Below are 24,136 nucleotides of genomic sequence, written 5' to 3' on the forward strand. Positions count from 1 at the left end.
ATTCCGCCTTTCTATGCATAAATATTTTCGAGTTGGTCCTTGTATTGAATTTCATAAATTCGTTTATAAAGCCCGGGTTGTTTAATTAATTGCTCATGCGTTCCACGTTGAACAATTTCTCCATGTTCAAAAACGATTAATTCATCTGCATGTTTTACAGATGAAATTCTGTGAGCAATAATAAATGTTGTTCGACCCTTCATGACTTCATCTAATGCTTGTTGAATATGAAGTTCTGTTTTCATATCTACAGCACTTGTCGCGTCATCGAGTACCAATATAGCTGGATTTTGACATAACGCTCTTGCGATTGCTATCCGTTGTTTTTGGCCACCTGATAAACCTAGACCCCGTTCCCCGAGCATCGTATCATAAGCTTCTGGTAGCTCCAGTATGAATTCATGTGCATTAGCACGTTTTGCTGCATCCATGATTTCATCTATTGAGGCATCCGGTCTTCCATAAGAAATATTAGCTTTAATGGACGAAGAAAATAGAAATGACTCTTGTAATACAAATCCAATTTTTGAACGTAATGAAGTTAACGAATAGTCATCAACAGGGATACCATCAATCTTGACCGACCCTTTTGTTGGCTCATAAAACCGGGTTAACAATTGCGTTAAACTTGTTTTTCCTGAACCAGTCGCACCGATTAAGCCGACACGCTTTCCAGCTTCTACAGTCAAATTAATATCCTTTAATGCAACTTGGTCCTCTTCACGATATTGGAGTGAGACATGGTCAAAAGTTACATGACCTTTCATACCTGAACCATCCACTGCATTTTCTTTAGATTGTATCGGCTCTGGTGCTTCTAATACTTCTAATAAACGTTCTCCTGAAGCCTTTGATTGAGAAAATAAATTGACAGTAAAACCTAAGTTCATAATTGGGAAAATAATGTAGCCAAGTAAACTATAAAATGCCACAAGTTCTCCGACAGTCAATTGCCCACCCATAACAAGGAATCCTCCATAGCCGAATAAAAAGACAATGCTAATATTACCGAGAAACTCCATCACAGGAAAATATTTCGCCCAAATTTCAGCTGTGTATAAATAACGACCTTTATAATCACTATTTGACTCATTAAACTTTCCAATTTGAAATGATTCACGTGAAAGTGACTTTACAGTATGGATGCCACTAATATTTTCTTGGACATTCGTGTTTAACTTTCCGAATGATTTTCGAATGTCTCGAAATGCAGGATGTACGAGTTTATCAAAACGAAACACCGCAACAATTAATAATGGCATCGCAGCCATGGAGACAAATGTTAATGAGACGGAATAGTAAAACATGACACATAACGACACGGATACAAGAAATATTAATCGAAATAACTCCACAAATCCGAATGATAAGAAGAAGCGAAAACCCTCGACGTCTGCAGTTAGTCGTGACATTAAGTCACCCGTTTTCGCATTATCATAATACTTGAATGGTAAACGCTGTAATTTTGCATATAACGCATTTCGCAACTCGTAAACTGAACGTATCCCGAACATATCACCTGTATATTGTCCTATATACGTGGCAATTCCTTTAATAATCATTAGTACCATAAAAATTCCTGCTAGTGCCCAAGCTAAATCATATTGCTCTCCCTTAATAACACGGTCAATCGTTTGTTGCAAAATGATGGGATACGCAACAGTGATCACCAACGTAATGAGAAGCATGAACAAGGACCAAAAGAATAAATGTTTATTTGGCCAGTAATATTCTTTCAATTTTTTGAAAGTTTCCAAGTTTTTTTCCCCCTAATCAAAAGACATAGTATTAAATATATCGGATTCCGAAATAAATGACTACCCCCTTTTGACTGATATTTCTCTTTAATCTAAATTTAAGGTGATTTACTTGGAAAATAGCTATTAATTATTTAGAGTTCACAGTAAAAATTAAAAGATATCAACGGTTTACTAGAAAGCAAATTTAGTTCTCTTTCCTTAAGTATATTTTCCCAATAAAAAATACCACAACTCTAAGAATTGTGGTATTGCAAAACCTTATATATTTTCTAATACTATTATGCGTTGCGCATTTCATCTAGTACACGATTAACACGTTTTTCAAGCATTTTCATACCACTTCCACCTGCTTGGAAGTGACGCAGTTGACCGTCTTTGTCGAACACGTAGTAAGCTGGTACATATTGATTGTCAAACTCATCTGTTAATTTCATCTCGTTATCAATGTATATCGGTTGCGTAATATCATGATGTAACGCGACTTTTTTTATTTCGTCTAAATCCATATCTTTTTCTGATCGTGGCATGTGAACAGCAATTACATTTAATTCGTCTTTGTATTGATCGCGAAAGGCATTGACCTCAGGCATTGCTTCTTTACAAAGTCCACAACTTACAGACCAGAAATGTATGAGTGTCGGTTTACTTCCGATTAATTGGTTTCTTGAGACCTCTCCATTTAACCAAGTGGTTGCGCCTGTTAGGTTAGGCATAGGTGAACGTAATTTCATCTTTCTTCCTCCTTTAAGCTTAAAAGTAAAAATCCCCACAGCGTATCGTATGCGTGGGGAATCTTTGATGTCTAATTAAAAATAGTATTCACAGTCTATTTTTGAAATGCAAAATTACAGTGTTTTTTGACCTGGGCGCCAGTTTGCTGGACAAAGACCACCAGTTTGAAGGGCTTGTAATACACGTAGAGTTTCATCTACATCACGGCCAATATTGTTATGGAACACAGTTTGATATTGCATTTCACCTTCAGGATTGACGATGAATAGTCCACGAAGCGCAATTCCTTCTTCTTCAATTAACACACCATATTCACGAGAAATTTGGTGATTTGTATCTGCTGCTAATGGATATTTAAGTTCGCCTAATCCATTATCTTCACGAGCTGTGTTAATCCAAGCTAAGTGTGTGTGAATAGTATCAGTTGAAACCGCAATGATTTCAGTATCTAAATCTTCGAATTCGTCAAAACGATCTGACATCGCAGTTATTTCAGTTGGACATACAAACGTGAAATCCATTGGATAAAAGAACAATACTGTCCATTTATCTTGTTTCATATTTTCTTCCAAGCTTACTTTGCCGAAAGACTTATCTGCTAGCACTGCTTCCATTGTAAAACGGGGTGCTTGTTTACCTACCATACGTTCAGTCATGTGAAAACCTCCAAGATTTTAATTTACCAACGATTTATATTCGTATTAGCACAATTTCTAGAATAACAAAATCTTACCTGCAAATCAATTCAGCGGTATTAGACAATACCAGGTAAATAGTCTTTTCGTCCAAATCGTGTCTATTAGTTAGTATGGATTGTTTTCAAGAATTATATTCTTAAAAAAAAGACCTAATCGGCCTTATGATAAAGGTCGCTTAGGTCTTAACTCACAATATTCGCAAGTGGGATCTGTACATGCCTCTTCTCTCCAAGCATTGCAAGGCTCACAGTAACAAGCATCGAATTCTTTATGATAAGACAAAGGTTCAAAACAGTCATTGCAGTAATCCATGAGTTCGTCAATTGCAATAACACGATCATCAACTAGTAAAAATGTTCCTTCTATTTGTTTCTTTTTATGTTTTCGTACTTTTGGATCTAAAAATAACATCATCGTTTTACCCAATACCGTCACTCCTTCTAATCTTAATGGTACCATATAAATCGGTTAGAAAAATGGAAAAGGCTTTGAAAATGATTCATCTGTCAAAAGCGTGATTACATGTTCTTTCATTTCAATAGGTAAAATCCATAAGAGATATAATAAGATATTCCGGAATTTCTAAATAAATCACATTTGCAATAAATCAGATAATATATCGGCAGGTTTAATGAATGGCTTTTCTTTAGTTTTGTGTTAAAATTTAGAGACTCGAAACAGTTAGAGATAGAAAGTAGGATGTAAAATGGCGAGTAAGTCTAATCGCTTTGCATTATATGTGTTAATGTTCAACATGTTTATTGCAATGTCAGGAATCGGACTAATAATACCGATTATGCCCGAATACCTTGGAACGTTTGGTGTTGCTGGACAAGCACTTGGATTTTTAATTGCCATGTTTGCTTTTTCTCAATTTCTTTTCTCACCACTTGCTGGTGATTTATCAGATAAATTTGGCCGCAAGAAATTAATTATTATAGGTCTCATTATTTTCGGTTTATCTCAATTGATGTTTGGGGCAGCTACAGAACTTTGGATGTTATTTTTAGCTCGCTTTTTTAGTGGTGTAGGTGCTGCCTTCCTCATTCCTCCAATGATGGCGTTTGTTGCTGATATTACAACTGAGGACGAACGTGGCAAGGGGATGGGATTACTCGGTGCTTCAATGTCTCTCGGGTTTATGATTGGTCCTGCAATAGGTGCTTTACTAGCAGAAGTTAGCATTCATTTTCCTTTTTACTTCGCAACTGGTGCATCTTTAGTTGCAGCAGCAATCTCCATGTTTGTTCTTCCAAACACTAGGCCTGCAGTCGTCAAAACGAGTATGCCAATCAAACGTGAAAATTTGTTAAATCAAATGAAACGATCAACGACAACTCCATACTTTGTCATGTTAATTGTTGTACTAGTTTTCTCCTTTGGTCTCTCAAATTTTCAAGCAACGATTTCATTGTATGTTGATAAAAAATATGGATTTACACCTGGTGAAATTGCTGCCTTAATTACAGTAGGCGGTTTTGCAGGTGTAATAGTCCAAACGTTTGTCATTAATAAATTGTTTAAGCGTTTTGGCGAAATAAAAGTCATTTTAGTGAATTTACTTGTTTCTGCTCTTGCAATGATTTCTGTTCTTTTTGTGGATGGTTTCTGGCCAATTTTAATCGTCTCAAGCGTTTTCTTTACAGCCGCTTCATTACTAAGACCCGCAGTGAATACGTTGATTTCAAAACAAGCTGGCAATGAACAAGGGTTTGCAGCAGGTATGAACAATGCATATATGAGTTTAGGCAATATGGTGGGACCAGCTCTTGCCGGAATCCTATTTGACATCAATATGAGTTTCCCTTATATCGCAGGTACGTTGATCTTAGTCATTTGTTTCTTTATTGCCACTTTATCTTATAGAAAATCAACAATCCCAATTCCATTGTAAAAAGGTTGTTCCTAGAAGTGTAAACTTCTGGAACAACCTTTTTAGCGTTTCTTCTTCCTTTTTAAAATCTGAGCTACATTCGTTTCATTGGTAGTTGAAAGTTGCTCAGGTCTATCTCGTTTCCATTTACGTGAGAGCATTCGCCAACCAAATCGTCTTAGCGTAATATCAACAAAAAACAGGAGCATGGCAATTAGAACTAGCCATTTTTGTACGCTCTTACTCTCTGAGCTTTTATAATCTATATCACGCATGGCTTGTTCAGGATTTGATATGACTTGACCACCTGTCCGACTGGCGATATTTTGCAACAGCGCTTTATTTGGTGGCTGAATTTTATACTCTTCACTATATGGGATCGAGATACCAGCTTGATACATACTATTTTGTTCATTTGAAATTCTTAGGAAAATCAGGCCTGGATCTGCATCAAATGAAACTCGGCTTTTACCAGGAGCAACAGGCTCAGATAAAGTGTCAATTTCTTCTCCCACTTCATTGACAGCCACAATGTCTAAATATGCCAAGTCTAGGCCGGTAAATTTCAGTTCCTCCACCGAGCGATATAGACAATATTTTTTCTACTGCTTGTTCTTTATTTGTTAATGTTTTAGCTTCGATTATTTCCCAAGGTTTATCATCAAAGGCAATAAAGCCAAGCGTATCGTCTTCACGTTTGTGTGACTCGAAAAATATGTTCGCTAATTAATCTTCGATGAACATTTTTTACAGACGCTATTATATGATCTCGGCTGTTCATGTCCTACCCCTCCTTATTTTGGTCGATTCATATTAACACGTAATTTCTTAATAGAAATTGTAATGGCTGTTGCTGCTAATACTACATAAAAAATAGTGAATCCTGCCCATACCGGAAAATCAATTTGCGTCAATTCAGTTACAAATTCCTCAGTTGTTGGATTTAATAAAGTGAAAATTAGAATACCCGGATTAATACTTGCCCAAAAATGAGCTATTGGGGATGGACTTTGTATGGCTCCAGTACCCATCATGTTTACTTGTACAGTGATCATAAAGAAAAAAGCAGTAACGATTGATAAGAAAATCATCGTCCCATACGTCGCTATCATTGCGACAATTGTTTTCCTAGTGATGGTAGAGAACATGACACCTATGCTTCCAACGGTAATCATCGTTAAAAGAAAGAATAAAAATATTAAACCTAATTGACTGGGAGATATGCCTCCAAATAAGAAAACTAAACTATATATTGGTAATCCGGCAACTAACATTAGCAACAAAAATGCAATAGATGAAGACAATTTACCAAGAATAATCTGCATTGAGCTTTGAGAAGTTGTTAATAACATGTTCAACGTTTGTTTTTCTCTTTCCGTACTGATTGTCCCTGCTGTTAAGCCAGGCGTAATAAACAAGATAAGACCTAACTGAATATACGTTAATAAGCCAAATAAGATAAAACTTTGGTCTGGTTTAAAAAAGCCCGTACCGCTAAACGAAGTTGTTAAAAAGATAAAGCCGAAAACGAAAATGCTCATAGCAATTAAATAAAACAAAATACCTGTAAAACTTTTAAGCGACCTGAAGCGGAGCTTTACTTCTTTAACGAGAACAGGGTTATTTACATTGACTCTCATACAGTCTCCACTCCTTTTGTAATTTCCATAAAGACATCTTCTAAATCAGTTTCTTGTTCAGCAAATGATAAAATCGACAAGCCCTCTTCTAAGGCATGTTTTAATAAACGCATTTGATCATCTTCTGTACCACGATATTTAAATGTGATTATATGTTTTTCAGGAAACTCTTCAATCCCCGTTACAAAAGGGTCTTCTTCAAAGTATCCCGCTGCTCGAGTTGTTAACCCTTTTAGTTTGACAGTAATAAGCCGCTCTCCTTTTAGTTGCGCTTGTATATCTGAAACCGAGCCGTGAGCGATAAGCTTTCCACCATCAATGACACCAATTTCATCACACATTTCTGCAAGCTCTGGCAAAATATGAGAAGAGATTAGAATAGTTTTACCCATTCCTTTTAATTGTTTTAATATTTCACGCATCTCTACACGAGCACGAGGATCCAAACCTGATGCGGGTTCGTCCAAAATCAATACTTTAGGATCATGAATTAAAGCACGAGCTAAACACAAACGTTGTTTCATCCCTCTGGAGAGTAAATCTACATACTCATATCGTTTATGAGACAAGTTTACAAGTTCTAATAGTTGTGGAATGAGTTCTGCTCTTTTGTCCACGGAAATCCCGTAACTAGCACCATAAAAGTCCAAGTATTCATCTGCTTTTAATTGATCATATACTCCAAAAAAGTCAGGCATATAACCGATTTGTTTACGTACTTCATGCGGCTCAGTTTTAATACTTTTCCCGTTGATAAACGCATCGCCGGCTGTCGGTTGTAAAAGTGTAGCAAGTATTGAAAATGTCGTGGATTTGCCAGCTCCGTTGGCACCTACAAATCCAAAAACAGTCCCTTCACTTAAAGTTAAATTTAAGTCATCCAATGCATAAAATGCACCATATTTTTTGGTAAGTCCTTTAATTTCAATCATTTTTGGACCTCCCCTTTCAAACGCAATTCTGGTAAACGCGTATACTCATCTCCGTTAGAAGATTGTTTATTCACTTTAAACTGAACTTTTCCTTCAGTTGTAATGTATTGATTAACATTTTCACTAATCATAAATCTTCCGCTTTTTACTTCTTCAAATGCTTTCGTAGAAACATTATAAATCTCGACGGAAATTGAAGAAGTATCTGTATTGGCAAGTTGTAATTCAGTCCAATTGACTAGATCTAACGGAATATTAGTCGGCATATTCAATTCATATCGGTAAGATCCATTTTCCATCATCCACTCAAAATTACTTTCACCCATTTGTTCATAATAAGATGATGATTCTTCTGAACTAACTTCAATTTCAAATGAAGTAGCTGGTAGTGTAAATTTTCCAGCGAAAATAGTCTCCGGTGTAAAAGGTTGATACACAACATTAATTGCTGACATCTCTGCACGTGAGTCTGTTAATTTGACAGGCACAATAGCATCTTCTGTATGTGCAACAATGGCAGGTTCAGTTGATTGTTCACTGGTCATTTGAGATAATCGAATTAAACTATTTTTTCTTTCTTTTGGTAAATCACTTGCTTTCATCATTTGCGATGAACCCATGTATTGTGAACCTGACGCAGAAGCAATAGGTAACAAAATTGCAGAACCAATCGATTCATTTACTTGGATGGATTCATTGGGTGCTAAATCACCAAGCACAATCATTTTCGTGCCTGACCATATTGCTACATCTTTTAATGCAAATGGAAACTCGTTTTTTATCGATCCACGAACAATCCCACTTTCCACTGTTAAGTCGATTGCAAAATTTCCGACATCCTTAATTTTGGACTCGCCTAATATAGTCGATACAGACCAATATCCTACGTCACGTATGGTTAAATGATTTTTATTTGCACTTTCTTGCAAAATAGAAGTTGCCTGTACACTCCCATTAGATGATGAAAAAGAATTCATTCGTTTAGTTGCCACCATTGTTGTCCCTGTTTCAGCTTCGAAAGTAAAATTACCACTGCGATTAGACAACAAAGATTCTAAATAATAACCCGAAAGACTAGCATCTTCTTGAACTTCATATAAACTTACTTGTTGAATCTGAGGGCGAACAAGACGATCTTTTGCTCCGTATGCGAAAATTGACGCTGATGCCAACACAGAAATAGCCGGAATAATCCACCATGCATGCTCTCTCTTATCTTTCCTTTTCAATAAAAGATATAATAATGGCCCAACCAAAATAATATAAAGAATAACAATTGCAATCATGAATGGAGTTGACACTTGGAATGAAGGGAATAATTCATTCGTTTGTCCTACTTCATAAGTCATTGACTCTTTAATCCCTTGATTTCCATAACTCATGTTAATTGGTGTTACAGAACCTACATTTGCTTTTTTTATTAATTCATTTATAAATGTTGTAGCATTATCTTCTTTTGAAAATGGTTCATCTCCAAGTGAGAATGAAGTTTGAATAATTGCACCTTTTCCAAGCGTTTTTGATGCTGCGAGGGGTTGATTTTCTGATTGCATTAACAAACGAGACTCAGTATTTAATGTTGCTTTGAACGCAGGGATATTTTCAGCAAATTCTTTTTTATTTGCAAAACTAGCTAGGACGTCTTTAGAAATTTCTGTACGCTCATCCATTAAAGTAAGTGGTAAGTGAGAAGATATAAGACCTAACTCAGCAGCTGTATTGTCTGATGCGCCTACAATAAAAACGCCACCAGTTTGAATCCATTGTATAATTGCATTTTGCGTATTTTCAGGTAAATCGGCTAATACAAACTCATCTACTACTAAAAAATTGGCAGCACCATAGGCAGCGGTTGTTGTAGGGAAGTCAAAATCTTTTAATTGCGCAAGGTGAATGACTTGTGTGTCTGACATATTATTAAGTTTTATTGTAGAAAAAGGTTTTAAACGATCTGCACTTTCGGTAAGTGTTAAAATAAAATTCGAAGAAGGATCATAAAAATTAGGTTTTATATTTTTATTCCCTTTGTATTCAACTTCTTTACCTTTCTCCCAACTATCTTGGTAAAAATAAAACATTTGTGTGCTAGTTCCAGAATAAGTATAGTCTTCTGATAATCCTGGTAAAGACAAATTAAGGGTTTTCGTTTCTCCTGAACCAATCGTAAAAGGAATAGCTTTTGCAGAACCAACAGTATAAGACTCCGAATAATCAATGACCAGGTCGCCAGAAAATTCATCGCCATTATTCACGACTGTTATCGTGAGCGGAAACCCTAGACCATGCTTTGCTTTATTTTGGAATCCCGCTTTAGCTTGTACATTTAATTGTGGTGCAGCGGTGGCTTCTATTAATGGAACAAAACTAAGTAGTACTAATATACTTAACGCGAAAAACCACCGAATACTTTTCTTCATATTTCTTCCCCCTTGTCTATATATTAACTAGTACGAAATGGCTACGTATAAGTTCCGAAAAATCAAAAAAATCATGATAACTAAAATTTATCATGATTTCAAAGTGAACGTATATCATTTAATCTTTTTTGTCTTTTGGTAGTTCGTCCTTCGCTAACTGCTCAATATACTTAGTAATAGATTTTGGAATCGGTACACCGATATGATAAAGGTTTTCTATAATTGATAGCCCCTCCATTCCAATATAAAAATAAATAGCGATTGTTTTGAACACTGGAACATTCGAGGTTGTTAGCAAATCTAACCAATTCGCTAGAATAATAACTAACATAATAGAGGCTTTTCTTAGGAATCCTTTGAACCCCATTTTCGAGTTGAGTTTGCCTTTAATGAGCGCTTTGATTACCCCGGTAACAATATCTAATACCATAAACACAACGAGTATTGTCAGCAACATTTGCCATCCCCCAATTAAAAACATGAACCATGTTCCTAAGACTGAAATGATAAATAAGCTTTTTTCCACTATAAACACCTCCTCAAAATTTAAAAAGTGAGCATATAAAAAAGCCCCTCTTTTGAAGGACTTCGAGCATGTATTCGGCATGTGAAATCCGTACAATTAGTTGGTTATTTATTAGCCATAAATTTATTGATTGATACCTGTTATGGTCAAAAACGCCAACTAAATTATCCTTCAGATTAGTATATGATGTTGAGTCTAGTAATGACGCTATTATTTCTAAATTAAAACAACTTTAATTCTACTTAGGTAAAGAACACGAGTAATTTTTTATAATATTTTGCGAATTTCGATTTTCATAATTAAAAACCTTCATTTTATATTCAAACATAAAATGAAGGTTTTTTTTATTTAAAATTGAATTTATTTAAAGAGAGCGTATATATGATTCTGCAAAAGGGACGAGATAATCAATCACTTTTTCATCTGGATTGAGCTTGGCGTTGTGTAAACCATATGAAGAATCAATACCCGCCCAAAATAACAAGCCTGGAATTTCTTGTAAGAAGAATCCGAAGTCTTCACCTGTCATCGCCGCATCACATAGTATAGAAACTGTTGATTCATCTAGCTTAGCAAACGACAAAAACTCTGATGTAATATCTGGAGTGTTGAAAACTTGATAATATCCTGAACCATAGTCAATTTCAACTTTACATTCAAAAGCAATTTCGGTCGCTCTACTCAATGCTTCAATTCTATTTTTCACCGTTTGCATCGTTTTCGCATCCATCGTACGGATCGTTCCTTCTAATCTTGCGTGACCTGAAATAATATTTTGAACCGTCCCAGAAGTCATCTTACCAATCGTCACTACTGCTGAATCAAGAGGATTGATGGAGCGACTAACAATAGTTTGAAGTTGCATCAAAAGACTAGCAGCAGCTATTGTCATATCTTTTGTTCGGTGTGGAAATGCCGCATGTCCTTCAACACCATGAAGATCCATAAATAATTCTGACGTATTCGCAAACAATAAGCCGGGACGAGTTGCAATAGTGCCAACAGGATACTCCGGAGCGACATGGAAAGCTAAAATCACATCCGGTAGTAAATCTTGATGGTGTTCTTTTAACCACTCGCGCATTGGCAGTGCTCCACCTGGACCTTCTTCAGCAGGTTGGAAAAGGAAAACCATTGAATCGTTAATTGGTGCTTTATTAATTTGTCGTAACAGTCCTAGTGCGACTGTCATATGTATATCATGTCCACATGCATGCATATACCCTTCATGGGTTGATTGAAAAGATAGAGAGGTCTGTTCACTTATTGGAAGACCATCCATATCCGTTCTCCATCCAATCGTTTTCTTTGGATTTAGACCTTTAACATGGACCACAATGCCTGTTCTCCACTTCACAATTGTTAAACGTTGTTGATTTAGCGCATGAATTTCTTCTAATAAATAGGCTTGTGTCTTAAATTCTTGAAAACCTATCTCAGGAATTTGATGTAATTCACGTCGTATTTGTTGAAGAGTTTTCATCATCGTTTCCTACAATTGACGAAGTTCGTGCATAATTTCAGTTTTCGATTTCGTTTTATCATCAATTTCTTTAATAACTTTAGCTGGCATTCCAGCAACTACCGTATAAGGAGGAACATCTTTTGTAACAATCGCGCCGGCTGCAACAACTGAACCTTTTCCAATTTTCACACCTTCTAAAACTACAGCGTTGGCACCAATAAGAACATCGTCTTCCACTATTACTGGCATAGCTGAAGGAGGCTCAATCACACCTGCTAGCACGGCGCCTGCACCGATGTGACAGTTTTTACCGACTGTAGCTCGTCCTCCTAAAATAGCACCCATATCAATCATCGTTCCGTCGCCAATTACCGCTCCAATATTAATAACAGCACCCATCATAATAATACAGTTATTACCTATTTCTACTTGGTCACGAATAAAAGCACCTGGTTCTATACGAGAGTTAATCCCTTTTAAATCTACTAATGGAATCGCAGAGTTACGACAATCATTTTCAACGACCATGTCCGTAATTCTATCTTTATACGTAGCTAAAGCTGGTTCAATTTCAGACCATTCACCGAATAACACAAGTGAATTTCCTTCTCCAAACACTTTTGTATTTTCACCGAAAGATATCTCTTTTAAGTCTTTACCATTTACATAAACCTTTACAGGTGTTGATTTTTTAGCGTGTTGAATATAAGAAATAATTTCGTATGCATCCATTTGTTTCATAAGTTAATAATCTCCTTTTCTATTGCAAAATATGGTCCTATTGTACAGGAAAGTGAGTCACAATACACGTATTTAATCTGAATAATCATGCAGTTTTTTTGCATGTTCTTGCACAACATCAACAAAAGCCTCTACTTGTCGTAATTTAAAGGCTGAGTCATAGCCTATTAACCAAGTATCACGCGTCAATTCAAATTCTTCTGCTCGATTGGTTAAGGCAATTTTATTAACTTTTTCTAACCCATTTAGTGTAATTGAAGGTAATATCGCATAACCAATTCCATTTAACGCCATTTGTTTGCATGTCTCAATTTGATCTACTGTTATTTGACGCCTTGGACTTGAAGAAAAATGCCTTTGCCACCATGCTTGAATTTCTTGGTAATAGTTTGAGTCACTTTTAAATTGAATAAAAGGTCGGTCAGTTGACAACACATCTTGAACTTCTTTCAATTCTTGGTCTACTAAATAAAGAGTATCACGAAATAAGTGAATTTTTGTACCTTTCCACTCTGTATGGCCTCTGACAATCCCAATATGTGCTTCTCCATCGTAAAGGGCTTTGACAATTTCTGAGCTCCATCCTGTAATTAGAGAAATCTTTGCTTCAGGGTACTTCGTGACAAAATCTTTTAATACCATAGGCAACCAATTTTGGCCAACAATAGAAGCGCAAGCAATTTTCAATGTTCCATGAACCTTTGAGGTTAATGAATGAATGATTTCAAAAATTTCTTCTTGCTTAGCAATGCTATCAATAGCAAATTGGATCACAATTTCACCAGCAGGAGTAGCTGTAAGTCCTTTTTGAGATCGGAGAAATAGCTGTGCACCCCATTCTTTTTCAATTGATTGAAGACGTTGGGATAGTGCAGGTTGAGACAGGAAAAGTCGTTCCGCAGCTTTTCTCATATTGCGTTCTTCTGAAAGAATTTTAATGATTTGTGATTCATTTGTTGTCACCCATTTCACACCCTTTACAGAAGTCTTCAGTTCATAATCTTGGTAATCCTTTATTAAAAGAAAAAGAAGATCTCGTATAGAGACCTCCGCTTATTGTTGCAACTACTAATTATTTTGATACATATGTTTTTTTAGTTGTTTTAATACTACTCGTCTCGTTAATATACCTAAGAATGTTTCCTCATCATCTACTACGCATAAAAAAGGATGATTGATTAAAAGGTCTAATCCTTTTTTAAACTTTTCGTTAATATGAATGGAAGGGACAGGTGAATGCATCACAACGTCGACTTTTATATCTGGCAAACGTTCATACTCAATGTGATCTAATCCTAATATGGCATCAGTAATCATTGAGGTGCTAACTAACCCTTTTAAACGATATTTAGAGTCTAATACCGGGATAGATGAATATCCTGTTTTGGTTAATACTAAGAGGGCATGTTCTGCACTATTTCCTACTTGCACATGTGCAACTTTTTCTGATGAGATAATGAATTCTTCGATATGCATTTCAAAAAAATCTCTGCTTGTAACCGAAATCATACACTTCTACTCCTTTTTCTGTTCAACTAACAAACAGCATACTACTCTATTATCATATCATATTCTTTTACAAAACATAAAAGTAAACGTTTTAATCATAAATAAAACTTCTTCACCTAATAAGATGAAGAAGCTACATAATAAGCTATAAGAATTGTTACAAACACAAGTGCAGTCAGGTAAACCCAAATAATTGGATTTAGTACAAAAGGATGTTCTTTCATAGTTTGTGGAATTGGTGAATCATTTACTTCCTGCCGTTTCCTATCAAACACCATAATTCTCCAAGTTGCGTAAAACCCAATCCCGCTTATAATGAAAATTACGAAAACCAATGGCCACGCCCATATACCCATAATAAATCCTACCCTTTCATTGAAGTAAGCTTAGTATGGGTAGTTTCAAGAATTTTAAGCTTAAAATGGGAATTTATTTAACCACTGACCGCCATCCATTGTGACAATTTCACCATTCATGTAAGCTCCTTTTTCTGAAAGCATAAATGCAGCAAGATCTGCAATTTCTTCAGGACGTCCAAGTCGACCAAGTGGTACAGATTTAAGTGTTCGTGCAGCTGCCTCTTCAGATTCCCACAGTTTTTCAGCTCCACCAGTTCGTTCAATAGGTCCCGGTGCTATCCCGTTTACGCGAATGCCGTACTGAGTTCCCCATTCAACCGCTAACGTTCGCGTTAATGACATTACGCCTGCCTTCGCAGCAGCAGAGTGAGCAACACCTGCTCCTGCATTCCACGCATACGTTGCTAACATATTTAGGATAGATCCTTTTGACTCTTTTTCAATCCAGTAGTTTCCGACTGCTTGTGAACAATAAAACGTTCCATTTAAAACAATGTCAATTACTGACTTCCATCCATTTGGTGATAGTTTTTCAGCATGGACAATGAAGTTACCTGCAGCATTGTTAACAAGTCCATCAATTCTTCCAAACAGCTCGTCTGCATATTGAACCATTGCCTTTACATGCTCTGGTTCACGGACATCCATTTGAAAAATGCCTACGTGACTAAAATCATGAGAAATTGCTTTTTGAGCAGTTTCCAAACGTTCTAAATCACGTCCAGTTATGACAACGTTTGCTCCTTCTTCTACAAAGCGTTTCGCCATGTAAAAACCCATTCCACTTGATCCGCCAGTAATAATAATTGTTTTATCTTTTAATAACATACTAATTCCCCCTTTTATATTTCTGAATATTCATTCATATACTTATTATGACATTACTATTGTACAAAAGTATATAGAAAGGGGGAGTAAATCTTTATTCTTCATCCTTAGAAACTCGATAAGCTAACTTTAGTAATTCTTCTTGACTGTTTATCATATTCTCATTATTTTTAGGGAAATGATAAAGATATTCTCCGTTTTCATCTTGCTCTCTTGATTTCGCAGTATCTTTCATTTGGAGTAAAATAAGGTTCATAATTCGTTCTTTTATATCCGAATCTAATATGGGAAAAAGAATCTCAACTCGTTTAATCATATTTCTAGTCATCATATCTGCTGATGAAAGAAAAACAAGGTTCTCTTCATTATGATGGAACCAGTAGATCCTAGAATGTTCTAAGAAACGACCTACAATGCTAATAACACGAATGTTTTCACTTACGTTTTTAATTCGTGGACGTAAACAACATATTCCTCGAATAATTAAATCAATTTTTACTCCTACAATTGAAGCCTCGTACATTTTCATGATTAATTCTTTATCTGTTAAAGAATTCATTTTTGCACGTATGTATCCGTTTCCGTGCTTTTGATGAAAAGCAATTTCTTGATCTATCAATTTAATAAATTCATCTCTAATATCAAAAGGAGCCACAACTAAATGATTAAAAATCGGCTTTTCTGTATAGCCACTTAAATAATTAAAGAAATTTGTAGCATCTATGCCAAACTTCTTTTTTGTTGTAATAATACCCATATCTGTATAGACTTTTGCCGTTTGGTCATTATAATTCCCTGTCCCTAAATGGACAAATCTTTCAATACGGTCGTTTCGTTTCCTAACAACTAATGTGATTTTGGAATGTGTCTTTAAATTGTGCATGCCATAAATTACAAGGCAACCAGCTTGTTCCAATTCTTTTGCCCAATGGACGTTTTTTTCTTCATCAAATCTTGCTTTTAGTTCCACTAATACCGTCACTTGTTTTCCATTCTCTGCTGCCCTTTTTAATGCATGAATCATTGGAGAATTCCCACTTACTCGATATAAAGTCTGTTTAATTGCAAGTACGTTTGGATCGTCTGCAGCTTCAGAGACAAATTCCAATATCGGTGCAAATGATTCATAAGGATGGTGGAAAAATAAATCTTGTTGTAAAGCTTTTTCAAATAAATTTTCATCTGATTTTAAATCAAAAGGCGGTTGAGGAATAAAATTTTCAAACAATAGCTTTTCTCGACTAACTTTTATTTCACTAACAAAAGAAAATAAAAATGTCAGATCTATTGGACATTCCATCTTATATACATCCTCATGATGTATATCAAGTACATTCAATAAATAATTTAGTACTTCTTGATCAATTTCATTTACTCGAACTTCTAAACGACTTGCTGAGCCCCACTTTCTTTTTTTTAACTCTTTTTCAATTTCTACTAGTAAGTCTCTTGCACCTTCTTCATGTATGGTTAAATCTGCATTTCGAGTCATTCTAAAAGTATTGACTGATTTCACTGAATAGCCATAAAATAACGTTTTTATTTGGTTAATAATTAAGTCTTCCAAATAAATAAACGAATCACCTTTGCTTTTAGAAGGGACTTTAATCATTCGTGTTAAAACAGAGGGTACTTGAACTATTGCCACTTTTTCTTGAATTTCTTCTTCAACTTTTTGTTCTAGAATAACAATAATATTCATTGTTTTACTTAACAGAGTTGGAAAAGGTCGATATGCATCTACAGCTACTGGTGTTAAAACTGGAAAGACATGTTCTTCAAAGAATAGTTGGGTAAAGTTTTTTTGTGATTTTGATAACTCTGCCATTGTTAATACTTGAACATTTTCGTTTTTTAATTGTTTATATACGAGTTGCTGATAAACTCGTGACTGTCTTTTGACTAACTCTCGTGTTTTATGACTTATTTTTTTTAGCTGTTCTTTTGGTGTAAGCCCTGCTTTGTTTTCAGGTTTTTGAAATTCCACTCTTACTTGATCTTGAATTCCAGCTACGCGCACCATGAAAAATTCATCCAAATTCGAACTGAAAATCGCTAAAAACTTCAACCGTTCCGCTAATGGATTTCGTTCATCTTCTGCTTCTTGTAGTACACGTTCATTAAAAGCTAGCCAACTAAGTTCACGATTGTTATAGTACTCAGGTTTATCAATATCAAGCAAAGAAGGTCGCTCAGTCATAAGATTCTCCATCCTTTACAATAAATTGTATGTTGACTTCACATTTACATAATCGTTCTAGGTGTTTCTTTTGTTTGCCCGCTTGATATTCTTCGGCCATTGCATTTCCATCAACATATATCTTCAACTTTACACCATCTTTAGAAGATTCCATTAAGACATCGTTAACAATAGAACGTTTTGAACCATTTAAACCATAAGCAAATTTCAAAATAGCTCCCAAATCGCGCAAATGTTTTAACTCATTTTTATCAATCCATTGTTCAAATGGAGCAGCGTAACGCTTAAAATTTTCTTTATTTTTATAAGAAGCTACTAGTGCCAATTTCACTCGATTTAAATGATCTAAACCATCAATAGAGCGATTTGATAAAATATAAAATGTATGTTGACTTGCAGATTCTGCGTCAATATATTCTCCTAAATAAAACAATGCTGCTGCTCTTTTTAGTAATTGTAAGCTACCTGGAGACTCTTGAATCATTTTATTCTTAGAGCATGCTAGATAAATTTTTTGCGCTAAAAATTGGAGATGTTTAGCCTCTTGTTGATTTATTTCATATTCTGCCGCTAAAGCATCACAGCTATGCTCAAAAACCTTATTCTTATCTAGCGCTTCTGGATTCGTATATAAAACACGGTTTAACATGATACCTTCTCTCAACCCTTTACCACTGAACATGAACTCATTAGCTTCGACCACCTTCATTAATGCTCGGAATACTTCAAGTGCTGGTAGAATAATATCCGCTCGGTCACTAGATAAGCCGTCAATTTTTTTCAAATCGGAAAATGATAAGTCAGACAATGTATCGCTTAATATATTTACATCATGCACTTTCATTTTATATTGATGTACACTTGAAATTGGGTATTGTTTTCGTTGTTGATCAATTTGCGCGATATTTCGTGCACTACCACCAATACCGATAACGGGCAAATTCAGGCCACTAAGCCAAGGAAGCGAACGAAATTGAGCTTCTGCAAACAATGCTAATTGTTTTTTTTCAATGAATGTTATTTTATCTTCCTTCATAAATTGTTGTTGAAGAGTAACAACGCCAAAAGGGAAACTATGTGTTTTTTGCAATTTTTTATTGACAAAATAAGTTATTTCCGTGCTTCCTCCACCTATATCTATCGTAACGGCTGACTCATTTGGAACAGAATGTGCGACTGCTAAAAAACCAAAATACGCCTCTTCTTCTCCAGTTAATACATCGATTTCAAAATCAGTTTGTTCTTTCATACGGTTAACAATTACAACTTGATTAGTTGCTTGTCGTATTGCTGCTGTTGCCGTTGCAAGTACGTCTTGTACATTATAATCTTTTAGCATTTGTCTAAATGACTTTAAGATTTCTTCTAAAAGTTGAATACCTTCTTCAGACATTTCTCCATTTTTTTGAATATATGTACGTAATCGTGCCACTATCTTTATATTTTCAAATTCTCGAAGTCCTCTTTTTTGATCATAAGAATAGATTACTAAGCGAATTGTATTAGATCCTATATCTATAATAGCTGTCTTTTTTTTCATATTTTTTCACCTTTTCCATATTCTTTTCTTTTTTCCTATACAAATTGGGAAGGAATTGGTATGATAATAGTTAATTGAATGCTCTGAATTTTTCTTAATTCTAGCTTTATTTCTTTATTTTATAAGATGCGAAAGGTGGGGTTTCATGAAACCAATTAAAACTGATGAACAACTTGCTTCAGCTATATATTCAGTTAATCGTCATGCTAAAACAGCTACAGATAACAAATATCTTTATGAATTAAAAAGGCTCACTATTGAAAAGATGATTGAAACCGGACGTGCCAAAAAATTGGGATTACACTTTGTAGAAAAACCTCGATATAGTCAACAACAATCTTCTGTATTAATTCAATGTGCTGATTATTATTTTCATTTACTGCCCAAAAAAGAAGATTTTCAAAACCTTACTCATTTAGGTCATTTAGATGAAAACTACCGTAATCCACAAAGAAGAATGAGTTTAAATATGGCTAAACAATTATTAAGTGAGTATACAGGCCTACACCCATCTATCGTAAAGAGGAACCCCTCACTTGCTTCCACTTCAAAGGCCAAAACACAGCCAATAAAAAAGAAATCTTATACTTTTGGTAGCACATATTTAGATTAATTGATAGTAACAAACAGCCGGACACGATTAAAGTGTTCCGGCTGTTTATTTGTTTAAGTATCTAAACAGAACTGACTTTTGATAAATCTTGCTTTACACGTAAATGAATGATTAGTCCTATGACGGTCATTACAATCAATGTGGATAATGCAATTCTACTTGCAAGTGGTCCATAATCTTGTAATTGATACGTTATAGTCCCGTAAATTGCTGGTCCAATGATTGAAGAAACTTTACCAGAGAATGCAAACAAACCAAAGAATTGACCTCTCTTGTCATCTGGTGTTAATTCAATAATTAATGTACGCGATGTAACCCACATCGAGCCCAGAGATACGCCGAACATACTGCCTGCTATCCAGAACATCCACTGTTCTACAGCAAAAACTGCAACAAATAATGAAACAATCATTAAAACAGCGACAATCGTTACAGAATTTTTGGCTCCAATCTTTTTTGTAATATAACCAAATGCAAAAGATCCAATTACGGTGGATATCGTAGACACAAGGTATAAAATAATGAATTGTCCGGATGAAAAGCCGACAATCACCGTTGCGTAAATTGCCATCATGGCAATTGTTGTTGCGATTGCATCGTTAATAAAAAAATAAGCAACCATAAAAGTAAAGACGGGTTTGTTTGATTTCATGTCCTTAATCGTTTTAATGATTTCTTTATAACCGTCAAAGAATGATCCTTTTACTCGTTTATTTTTAGGTATGGGTGTATCTTTATTAATAAAAAATAATGGTAATGAAAACAATAAATATAATATGGCGGTTGGAATAAATGCTTTGTGAAATTCACCCTCACTGACTAGTAAATAAACAAGCAATCCAACAATCGTCCCTATATAGCCGACTGCCACTCCGAATCCTGAGATCAAAGGCATTTCTTGCTTTGTTCCTAAATCACTCATCATCGAGTCATAAAAAACAAGACTTGAGTTGAAAAAGAATTTTGCTATAACGAAACTTATAACGACCAATGCATAAGACAGTGGTACTCCCCACATAAGTGCATCCGTTTGAATACCTCCAAAAACCCCCATCATAAAAGTTGCGATGATTGAAATGGATGTAAACCATACAATGAATCGTTTTTTGTAACCTGTCCGGTCAATCCACACACCAAACAATGGAGAAAAAATAACTAAGAAAAAACTGGCAACTGCATTAGCATATGATACAAACGTACTTGCTACTTGTTGTCTTGCTTCGCTTGTTCCAATAATTTCATCTGTGTAAAACGGGAAAAATATAGTGTTGATATTGGACGAAAAAATCGTATTTGCAAAGTCATAAAAAGCCCAAGATAAAATCGGTAATGCTAAATAAAGAGCCAATGGACTCCGAGGAGCAGTTTCTTGATTGTCCACTCTTAACACCCCGCTAAATTTTTAATCTATTTGTTGTAAGCTTTTATTAAACTTTGTGTACCTTCATTTTCAAATCCTTGTTCTGCTAAATTTTGATACATTGAGTAAGCCATTTCTAAACCTGGCAATTGGAGACCCATAGTTTTAGCTTCATCCAATGCAATACCCATATCTTTAATGAAGTGCTTTATATAAAATCCTGGTTCAAAATCATCTTTTAACATACGAGGTGCCAGATTTGATAAGGACCAAGATCCAGCAGCCCCCATTGAAATTGACTGTAAGACCGTTTCTGGATTTAGCTTTGCTTTTTTAGCATATGTGATTGCTTCACATACTGCAATCATATTAGAGGCAATGGCAATTTGATTAGCCATTTTGGTATGTTGGCCTGCTCCTGCATTACCCTGATAAACAATATGCTCTCCGAATAGCTTAAACAAAGGGGAAATAGAATCGAAGACTTCTTTATCGCCACCGACCATAATAGATAATTTCCCTAATTTTGCTCCAACATCTCCACCTGAGACGGGTGCATCAAGTAAACTCATACCATATGTTAATGCTTTTTCATAAAGTTCAATAGCAAGGGTAGGTTTAGATGTAGTCAAATCAACGACAATTAATCCTGACTTCCCGTTTGCAAATATTCCTTGTTCACTGTAAAAAACTTCTTCAACATCGGATGGATAACCAACCATAATAAAAACCACGTCAACTTGTGATGCGACTTCACCTGGGGATTGAGCCCACTTTGCACCCATATCAATTAAATCTTGCGCTTTTTCTTTTGTACGTGTAAAAATTGAAACTTTATGCCCAGAAGATAATAAATGTTTTACAATACTTTTACCCATAACTCCTGTACCTATAAAGCCTATATGTTTTTTTTCAATCATATGTACCCTCATCCCCCAATTTCTTGATTCATTATCTGATGTCTCTTAGTTTACCAAAGTTCCTACATATAAGCATCGGAACATTCCGAAAATGAGGTTATTTATTTGTAATGAACATTAAGCAGTTAAACATTTGTAAGACTTTATGTATCAAAACCATTTTAATTTGGCGGAAGTCTTAAAAGATTGTTATCAAATTACAATTTTAATGTATCTATAGCACATGCAGTACCCGTATTCTATATTTTAGAAACTTGAATGACTTACTTAAATCCTCTGTTAACTTAGATTAAAAGAGAAGTATACATCACAGTAGGAAGAACCTCTATAAACAAAAAAGTAGGACACATTCCTCTCGGGAAAGTGTCCTATAAAAAGGGGGAAATGAGAATGTTGCTGTGTTCAAATATACTTTCCCCATATTTCAATTTCTTTAAACCTATTTTTAAAAATATTTTATTGAAAGCTTTATTAATCAAAACATTGTACTTGATTCAGAATACATTCCTATACAGTTTGAAACGAGCAATGATTCTTCAGACCTGGTAAGTAATGAAGTAGATCTCCTAGTCAGTTACTTTTATTATTAGGTATCTTATAGATTTTTCGAGTACATAATATATTTGACGCTCATACAAAAAAACTAAGCAAGTATCGCTTAGTTCTAGAATAAGTTCACTTTTATTTTATAGGGAGATTTTCAAATGATATGCATTTAATAGTTGATCCAGCTTTTCACTAAGATGGATAGTGTTAACGTTTCCAAAACCATTTTCAAGCGCGGATTGAATCATTTTCTCTCTCGTATGTTCTAATTCCTCAAGAATTAATTTTGGCACGGTATTCCTCCCATTGCATATTCATATCACCATATATTATACACTTTTCACAAATTCTTTAACACATCTTTATTTAGATGAAGAACGAAATTTTATCAACTTCGGGAATTTGCTTCGTATGTATAAATAACAAACCCACCTTGTTTTGCAGTACCACGGAAATGCTTAAAGTCTTCTCGTTGAATTAGTACTTCTCGAAATTCAAAAAATTCTTCTTTTTCAATTGAAATGGAGGATACAATCCCCTCCCTTAATTCATCCAGCTGTTGTATATATGTATTCATCAAATATCTCCTTTATTTATAAAAACTAAAATGATTTTAAGATGTTTCAAAAAAAACTTTACGGCAGAAAAAATATCATGCAATATTGAATGTAACTTGGTGAAAGTGCTAAAAGTCTAAGGATGGTAGCAGATATATGAATAAATAGTTGTTAACATAAACGCTATAAAGTAGTATACCTTAAAGAACGAAACTCTTAACCATCTACATATGAGAATAAAAATATAATTTACTGGAGGTGTAAATGTTGAATATATTAGCTCCTCATCTACGATGGACTGCCTTACTAGTTGCAGTCTATGTATTACTTTTCTTCGCGTTTTCAAATGAAAAAATTTTTTGGTATATGTATACGTTCACAATGCTATTATTTATGGCCTTATCATTTGTTCTCGGTAAAATAGAAGACGAAGTGCAGACATGGGAGTACTTAGTTTTTGGTATTGGATATGGTACACTCACTTATGGTCTTATCGCAATTGCTTATCGTTTCTTCTTCTTATTTACTGATAAAGCAGTGATTTCAGTTGAACAATTTTTAACTGACTTTGGACCAACCTCAGTTTGGCACTATATTTTACTAATACTAATAATCATACCAGGGGAAGAATTATTTTGGCGCGGTTTTATCCAACAAAAATTAAAAGCTTATATGAGCCCCTTCTTTTCCGTTTTGGCATCTTCAATACTTTTCGGCTTATCTATGTCTTTTAGTGGATTTTGGTTAGGCGTGCTTGCTGCAATTACTTCTGGGTTGCTTTGGGGATTCTTGTATGAGTGGAAAAAAAGTATGCCGCTTATTATTATTGCTCATATTACAATGACCGTCCTCCTATTTCTAGTATTACCACTCAATTCTTGAAACAAATTACTACTACATCATGACTACCACTTGAAGGG

Annotated in this window: 24 protein-coding genes; 3 read left to right on the top strand and 21 right to left on the bottom strand. The window is 35.0% G+C overall.

What is annotated here, in order from left to right:
• Positions 1-11 precede the first annotated feature (11 nt).
• The 4 genes from E2636_RS10845 to E2636_RS10860 all read right to left on the bottom strand — a co-directional run bounded on the left by E2636_RS10845 (position 12) and on the right by E2636_RS10860 (position 3,649).
• Positions 12-1,757, bottom strand: coding sequence for an ABC transporter ATP-binding protein (locus tag E2636_RS10845; protein ID WP_134210204.1), 1,746 nt, complete (start codon positions 1,755-1,757; stop codon positions 12-14).
• Positions 1,758-2,038: 281 nt separating this feature from the next.
• A complete protein-coding gene (locus E2636_RS10850) occupies positions 2,039-2,491 on the bottom strand; it encodes a TlpA family protein disulfide reductase (RefSeq protein ID WP_134210205.1) in 453 nt (150 codons plus the stop codon).
• Positions 2,492-2,605: 114 nt separating this feature from the next.
• A complete protein-coding gene (locus E2636_RS10855) occupies positions 2,606-3,148 on the bottom strand; it encodes a peroxiredoxin (RefSeq protein WP_017379503.1) in 543 nt (180 codons plus the stop codon).
• A 201-nt stretch (positions 3,149-3,349) separates the two neighbouring features.
• Entirely contained in the window at positions 3,350-3,649 is a 300-nt protein-coding gene (locus tag E2636_RS10860; protein WP_243840618.1) for a hypothetical protein, read from the bottom strand.
• 247 nt (positions 3,650-3,896) lie between these two features.
• Here E2636_RS10860 and E2636_RS10865 point away from each other — a divergent pair, with 247 nt between their 5' ends.
• Positions 3,897-5,084, top strand: coding sequence for an MFS transporter (locus E2636_RS10865; RefSeq protein WP_134210207.1), 1,188 nt, complete (start codon positions 3,897-3,899; stop codon positions 5,082-5,084).
• A gap of 41 nt (positions 5,085-5,125) precedes the next feature.
• Here E2636_RS10865 and E2636_RS10870 read toward each other — a convergent pair whose 3' ends face one another.
• The 13 genes from E2636_RS10870 to E2636_RS10930 all read right to left on the bottom strand — a co-directional run bounded on the left by E2636_RS10870 (position 5,126) and on the right by E2636_RS10930 (position 19,220).
• Positions 5,126-5,611, bottom strand: a complete 486-nt coding sequence (locus E2636_RS10870; protein WP_208324067.1) for a hypothetical protein — start codon at positions 5,609-5,611, stop codon at positions 5,126-5,128.
• Between the two features lie 246 nt (positions 5,612-5,857).
• The gene (locus tag E2636_RS10875; RefSeq protein ID WP_017381288.1) at positions 5,858-6,703 is read right to left on the bottom strand and encodes an ABC transporter permease; all 846 of its coding nucleotides are present in this window, start codon (positions 6,701-6,703) and stop codon (positions 5,858-5,860) included.
• The gene (locus E2636_RS10880) at positions 6,700-7,635 is read right to left on the bottom strand and encodes an ABC transporter ATP-binding protein (RefSeq protein WP_017381289.1); all 936 of its coding nucleotides are present in this window, start codon (positions 7,633-7,635) and stop codon (positions 6,700-6,702) included. The genes E2636_RS10875 and E2636_RS10880 overlap by 4 nt, the downstream gene beginning before the upstream one ends.
• A complete protein-coding gene (locus E2636_RS10885) occupies positions 7,632-10,052 on the bottom strand; it encodes a DUF8725 domain-containing protein (RefSeq protein ID WP_134210208.1) in 2,421 nt (806 codons plus the stop codon). Before E2636_RS10885 ends, E2636_RS10880 begins: the two co-directional genes overlap by 4 nt.
• A gap of 118 nt (positions 10,053-10,170) precedes the next feature.
• Positions 10,171-10,578, bottom strand: a complete 408-nt coding sequence (locus E2636_RS10890) for a phage holin family protein (RefSeq protein WP_134210209.1) — start codon at positions 10,576-10,578, stop codon at positions 10,171-10,173.
• 364 nt (positions 10,579-10,942) lie between these two features.
• Positions 10,943-12,061, bottom strand: coding sequence for an N-acetyldiaminopimelate deacetylase (locus E2636_RS10895; protein WP_134210210.1), 1,119 nt, complete (start codon positions 12,059-12,061; stop codon positions 10,943-10,945).
• Between the two features lie 9 nt (positions 12,062-12,070).
• Positions 12,071-12,784, bottom strand: a complete 714-nt coding sequence (gene dapD, locus E2636_RS10900; RefSeq protein ID WP_134210211.1) for a 2,3,4,5-tetrahydropyridine-2,6-dicarboxylate N-acetyltransferase — start codon at positions 12,782-12,784, stop codon at positions 12,071-12,073.
• 72 nt (positions 12,785-12,856) lie between these two features.
• Positions 12,857-13,747 (bottom strand): transcriptional regulator CcpC, encoded by an 891-nt coding sequence (locus E2636_RS10905; RefSeq protein ID WP_134210212.1) that lies wholly within the window; start codon positions 13,745-13,747, stop codon positions 12,857-12,859.
• 105 nt (positions 13,748-13,852) lie between these two features.
• Positions 13,853-14,293 (bottom strand): cyclic-di-AMP-binding protein CbpB, encoded by a 441-nt coding sequence (gene cbpB / locus E2636_RS10910; protein WP_134210213.1) that lies wholly within the window; start codon positions 14,291-14,293, stop codon positions 13,853-13,855.
• Between the two features lie 116 nt (positions 14,294-14,409).
• Complete coding sequence (locus tag E2636_RS10915) at positions 14,410-14,649, bottom strand: hypothetical protein (protein ID WP_134210214.1); 240 nt, start codon at positions 14,647-14,649, stop codon at positions 14,410-14,412.
• Between the two features lie 60 nt (positions 14,650-14,709).
• The gene (gene fadH, locus E2636_RS10920; RefSeq protein WP_134210215.1) at positions 14,710-15,480 is read right to left on the bottom strand and encodes a 2,4-dienoyl-CoA reductase; all 771 of its coding nucleotides are present in this window, start codon (positions 15,478-15,480) and stop codon (positions 14,710-14,712) included.
• A gap of 94 nt (positions 15,481-15,574) precedes the next feature.
• Positions 15,575-17,680: an RNA degradosome polyphosphate kinase gene (locus E2636_RS10925; protein ID WP_134210216.1), complete on the bottom strand. Its 2,106-nt coding sequence runs from the start codon at positions 17,678-17,680 to the stop codon at positions 15,575-15,577.
• Complete coding sequence (locus E2636_RS10930; RefSeq protein ID WP_134210217.1) at positions 17,673-19,220, bottom strand: Ppx/GppA family phosphatase; 1,548 nt, start codon at positions 19,218-19,220, stop codon at positions 17,673-17,675. The genes E2636_RS10925 and E2636_RS10930 overlap by 8 nt, the downstream gene beginning before the upstream one ends.
• Before the next feature lie 145 nt (positions 19,221-19,365).
• Between E2636_RS10930 and E2636_RS10935 the strand changes: the two genes are divergently transcribed.
• Entirely contained in the window at positions 19,366-19,833 is a 468-nt protein-coding gene (locus E2636_RS10935; RefSeq protein ID WP_017381300.1) for a YkyB family protein, read from the top strand.
• A gap of 61 nt (positions 19,834-19,894) precedes the next feature.
• Here E2636_RS10935 and E2636_RS10940 read toward each other — a convergent pair whose 3' ends face one another.
• From E2636_RS10940 to E2636_RS10955, 4 genes are all read right to left on the bottom strand, one after another.
• Positions 19,895-21,214 (bottom strand): MFS transporter, encoded by a 1,320-nt coding sequence (locus E2636_RS10940; RefSeq protein ID WP_134210218.1) that lies wholly within the window; start codon positions 21,212-21,214, stop codon positions 19,895-19,897.
• Positions 21,215-21,240: 26 nt separating this feature from the next.
• A complete protein-coding gene (locus tag E2636_RS10945; RefSeq protein ID WP_279587101.1) occupies positions 21,241-22,125 on the bottom strand; it encodes an NAD(P)-dependent oxidoreductase in 885 nt (294 codons plus the stop codon).
• A 674-nt stretch (positions 22,126-22,799) separates the two neighbouring features.
• Complete coding sequence (locus tag E2636_RS10950; protein WP_017381303.1) at positions 22,800-22,952, bottom strand: aspartyl-phosphate phosphatase Spo0E family protein; 153 nt, start codon at positions 22,950-22,952, stop codon at positions 22,800-22,802.
• 95 nt (positions 22,953-23,047) lie between these two features.
• On the bottom strand, positions 23,048-23,236 hold the full coding sequence (locus tag E2636_RS10955; RefSeq protein ID WP_134210220.1) for a hypothetical protein: 189 nt from the start codon (positions 23,234-23,236) through the stop codon (positions 23,048-23,050).
• A gap of 244 nt (positions 23,237-23,480) precedes the next feature.
• Between E2636_RS10955 and E2636_RS10960 the strand changes: the two genes are divergently transcribed.
• Positions 23,481-24,098 (top strand): CPBP family intramembrane glutamic endopeptidase, encoded by a 618-nt coding sequence (locus E2636_RS10960; RefSeq protein ID WP_134210221.1) that lies wholly within the window; start codon positions 23,481-23,483, stop codon positions 24,096-24,098.
• The last annotated feature ends 38 nt before the right edge of the window (positions 24,099-24,136 follow it).

The organism is Paenisporosarcina antarctica (genome assembly GCF_004367585.1).
Classification (GTDB): Bacteria; Bacillota; Bacilli; order Bacillales_A; family Planococcaceae; genus Paenisporosarcina; species Paenisporosarcina antarctica.

Bases quoted from the DNA above. Each gene is read 5' to 3' on its own strand.
- E2636_RS10850 (WP_134210205.1), bottom strand. From the start codon at position 2,491: ATGAAATTACGTTCACCTATGCCTAACCTAACAGGCGCAACCACTTGG.
- E2636_RS10855 (WP_017379503.1), bottom strand. From the start codon at position 3,148: ATGACTGAACGTATGGTAGGTAAACAAGCACCCCGTTTTACAATGGAA.
- E2636_RS10860 (WP_243840618.1), bottom strand. From the start codon at position 3,649: ATGGTACCATTAAGATTAGAAGGAGTGACGGTATTGGGTAAAACGATG.
- E2636_RS10865 (WP_134210207.1), top strand. From the start codon at position 3,897: ATGGCGAGTAAGTCTAATCGCTTTGCATTATATGTGTTAATGTTCAAC.
- E2636_RS10875 (WP_017381288.1), bottom strand. From the start codon at position 6,703: ATGAGAGTCAATGTAAATAACCCTGTTCTCGTTAAAGAAGTAAAGCTC.
- E2636_RS10880 (WP_017381289.1), bottom strand. From the start codon at position 7,635: ATGATTGAAATTAAAGGACTTACCAAAAAATATGGTGCATTTTATGCA.
- E2636_RS10885 (WP_134210208.1), bottom strand. From the start codon at position 10,052: ATGAAGAAAAGTATTCGGTGGTTTTTCGCGTTAAGTATATTAGTACTA.
- E2636_RS10895 (WP_134210210.1), bottom strand. From the start codon at position 12,061: ATGAAAACTCTTCAACAAATACGACGTGAATTACATCAAATTCCTGAG.
- dapD (WP_134210211.1), bottom strand. From the start codon at position 12,784: ATGAAACAAATGGATGCATACGAAATTATTTCTTATATTCAACACGCT.
- cbpB (WP_134210213.1), bottom strand. From the start codon at position 14,293: ATGATTTCGGTTACAAGCAGAGATTTTTTTGAAATGCATATCGAAGAA.
- E2636_RS10915 (WP_134210214.1), bottom strand. From the start codon at position 14,649: ATGGGTATATGGGCGTGGCCATTGGTTTTCGTAATTTTCATTATAAGC.
- fadH (WP_134210215.1), bottom strand. From the start codon at position 15,480: ATGTTATTAAAAGATAAAACAATTATTATTACTGGCGGATCAAGTGGA.
- E2636_RS10925 (WP_134210216.1), bottom strand. From the start codon at position 17,680: ATGACTGAGCGACCTTCTTTGCTTGATATTGATAAACCTGAGTACTAT.
- E2636_RS10930 (WP_134210217.1), bottom strand. From the start codon at position 19,220: ATGAAAAAAAAGACAGCTATTATAGATATAGGATCTAATACAATTCGC.
- E2636_RS10935 (WP_017381300.1), top strand. From the start codon at position 19,366: ATGAAACCAATTAAAACTGATGAACAACTTGCTTCAGCTATATATTCA.
- E2636_RS10945 (WP_279587101.1), bottom strand. From the start codon at position 22,125: ATGAGGGTACATATGATTGAAAAAAAACATATAGGCTTTATAGGTACA.
- E2636_RS10955 (WP_134210220.1), bottom strand. From the start codon at position 23,236: ATGAATACATATATACAACAGCTGGATGAATTAAGGGAGGGGATTGTA.
- E2636_RS10960 (WP_134210221.1), top strand. From the start codon at position 23,481: ATGTTGAATATATTAGCTCCTCATCTACGATGGACTGCCTTACTAGTT.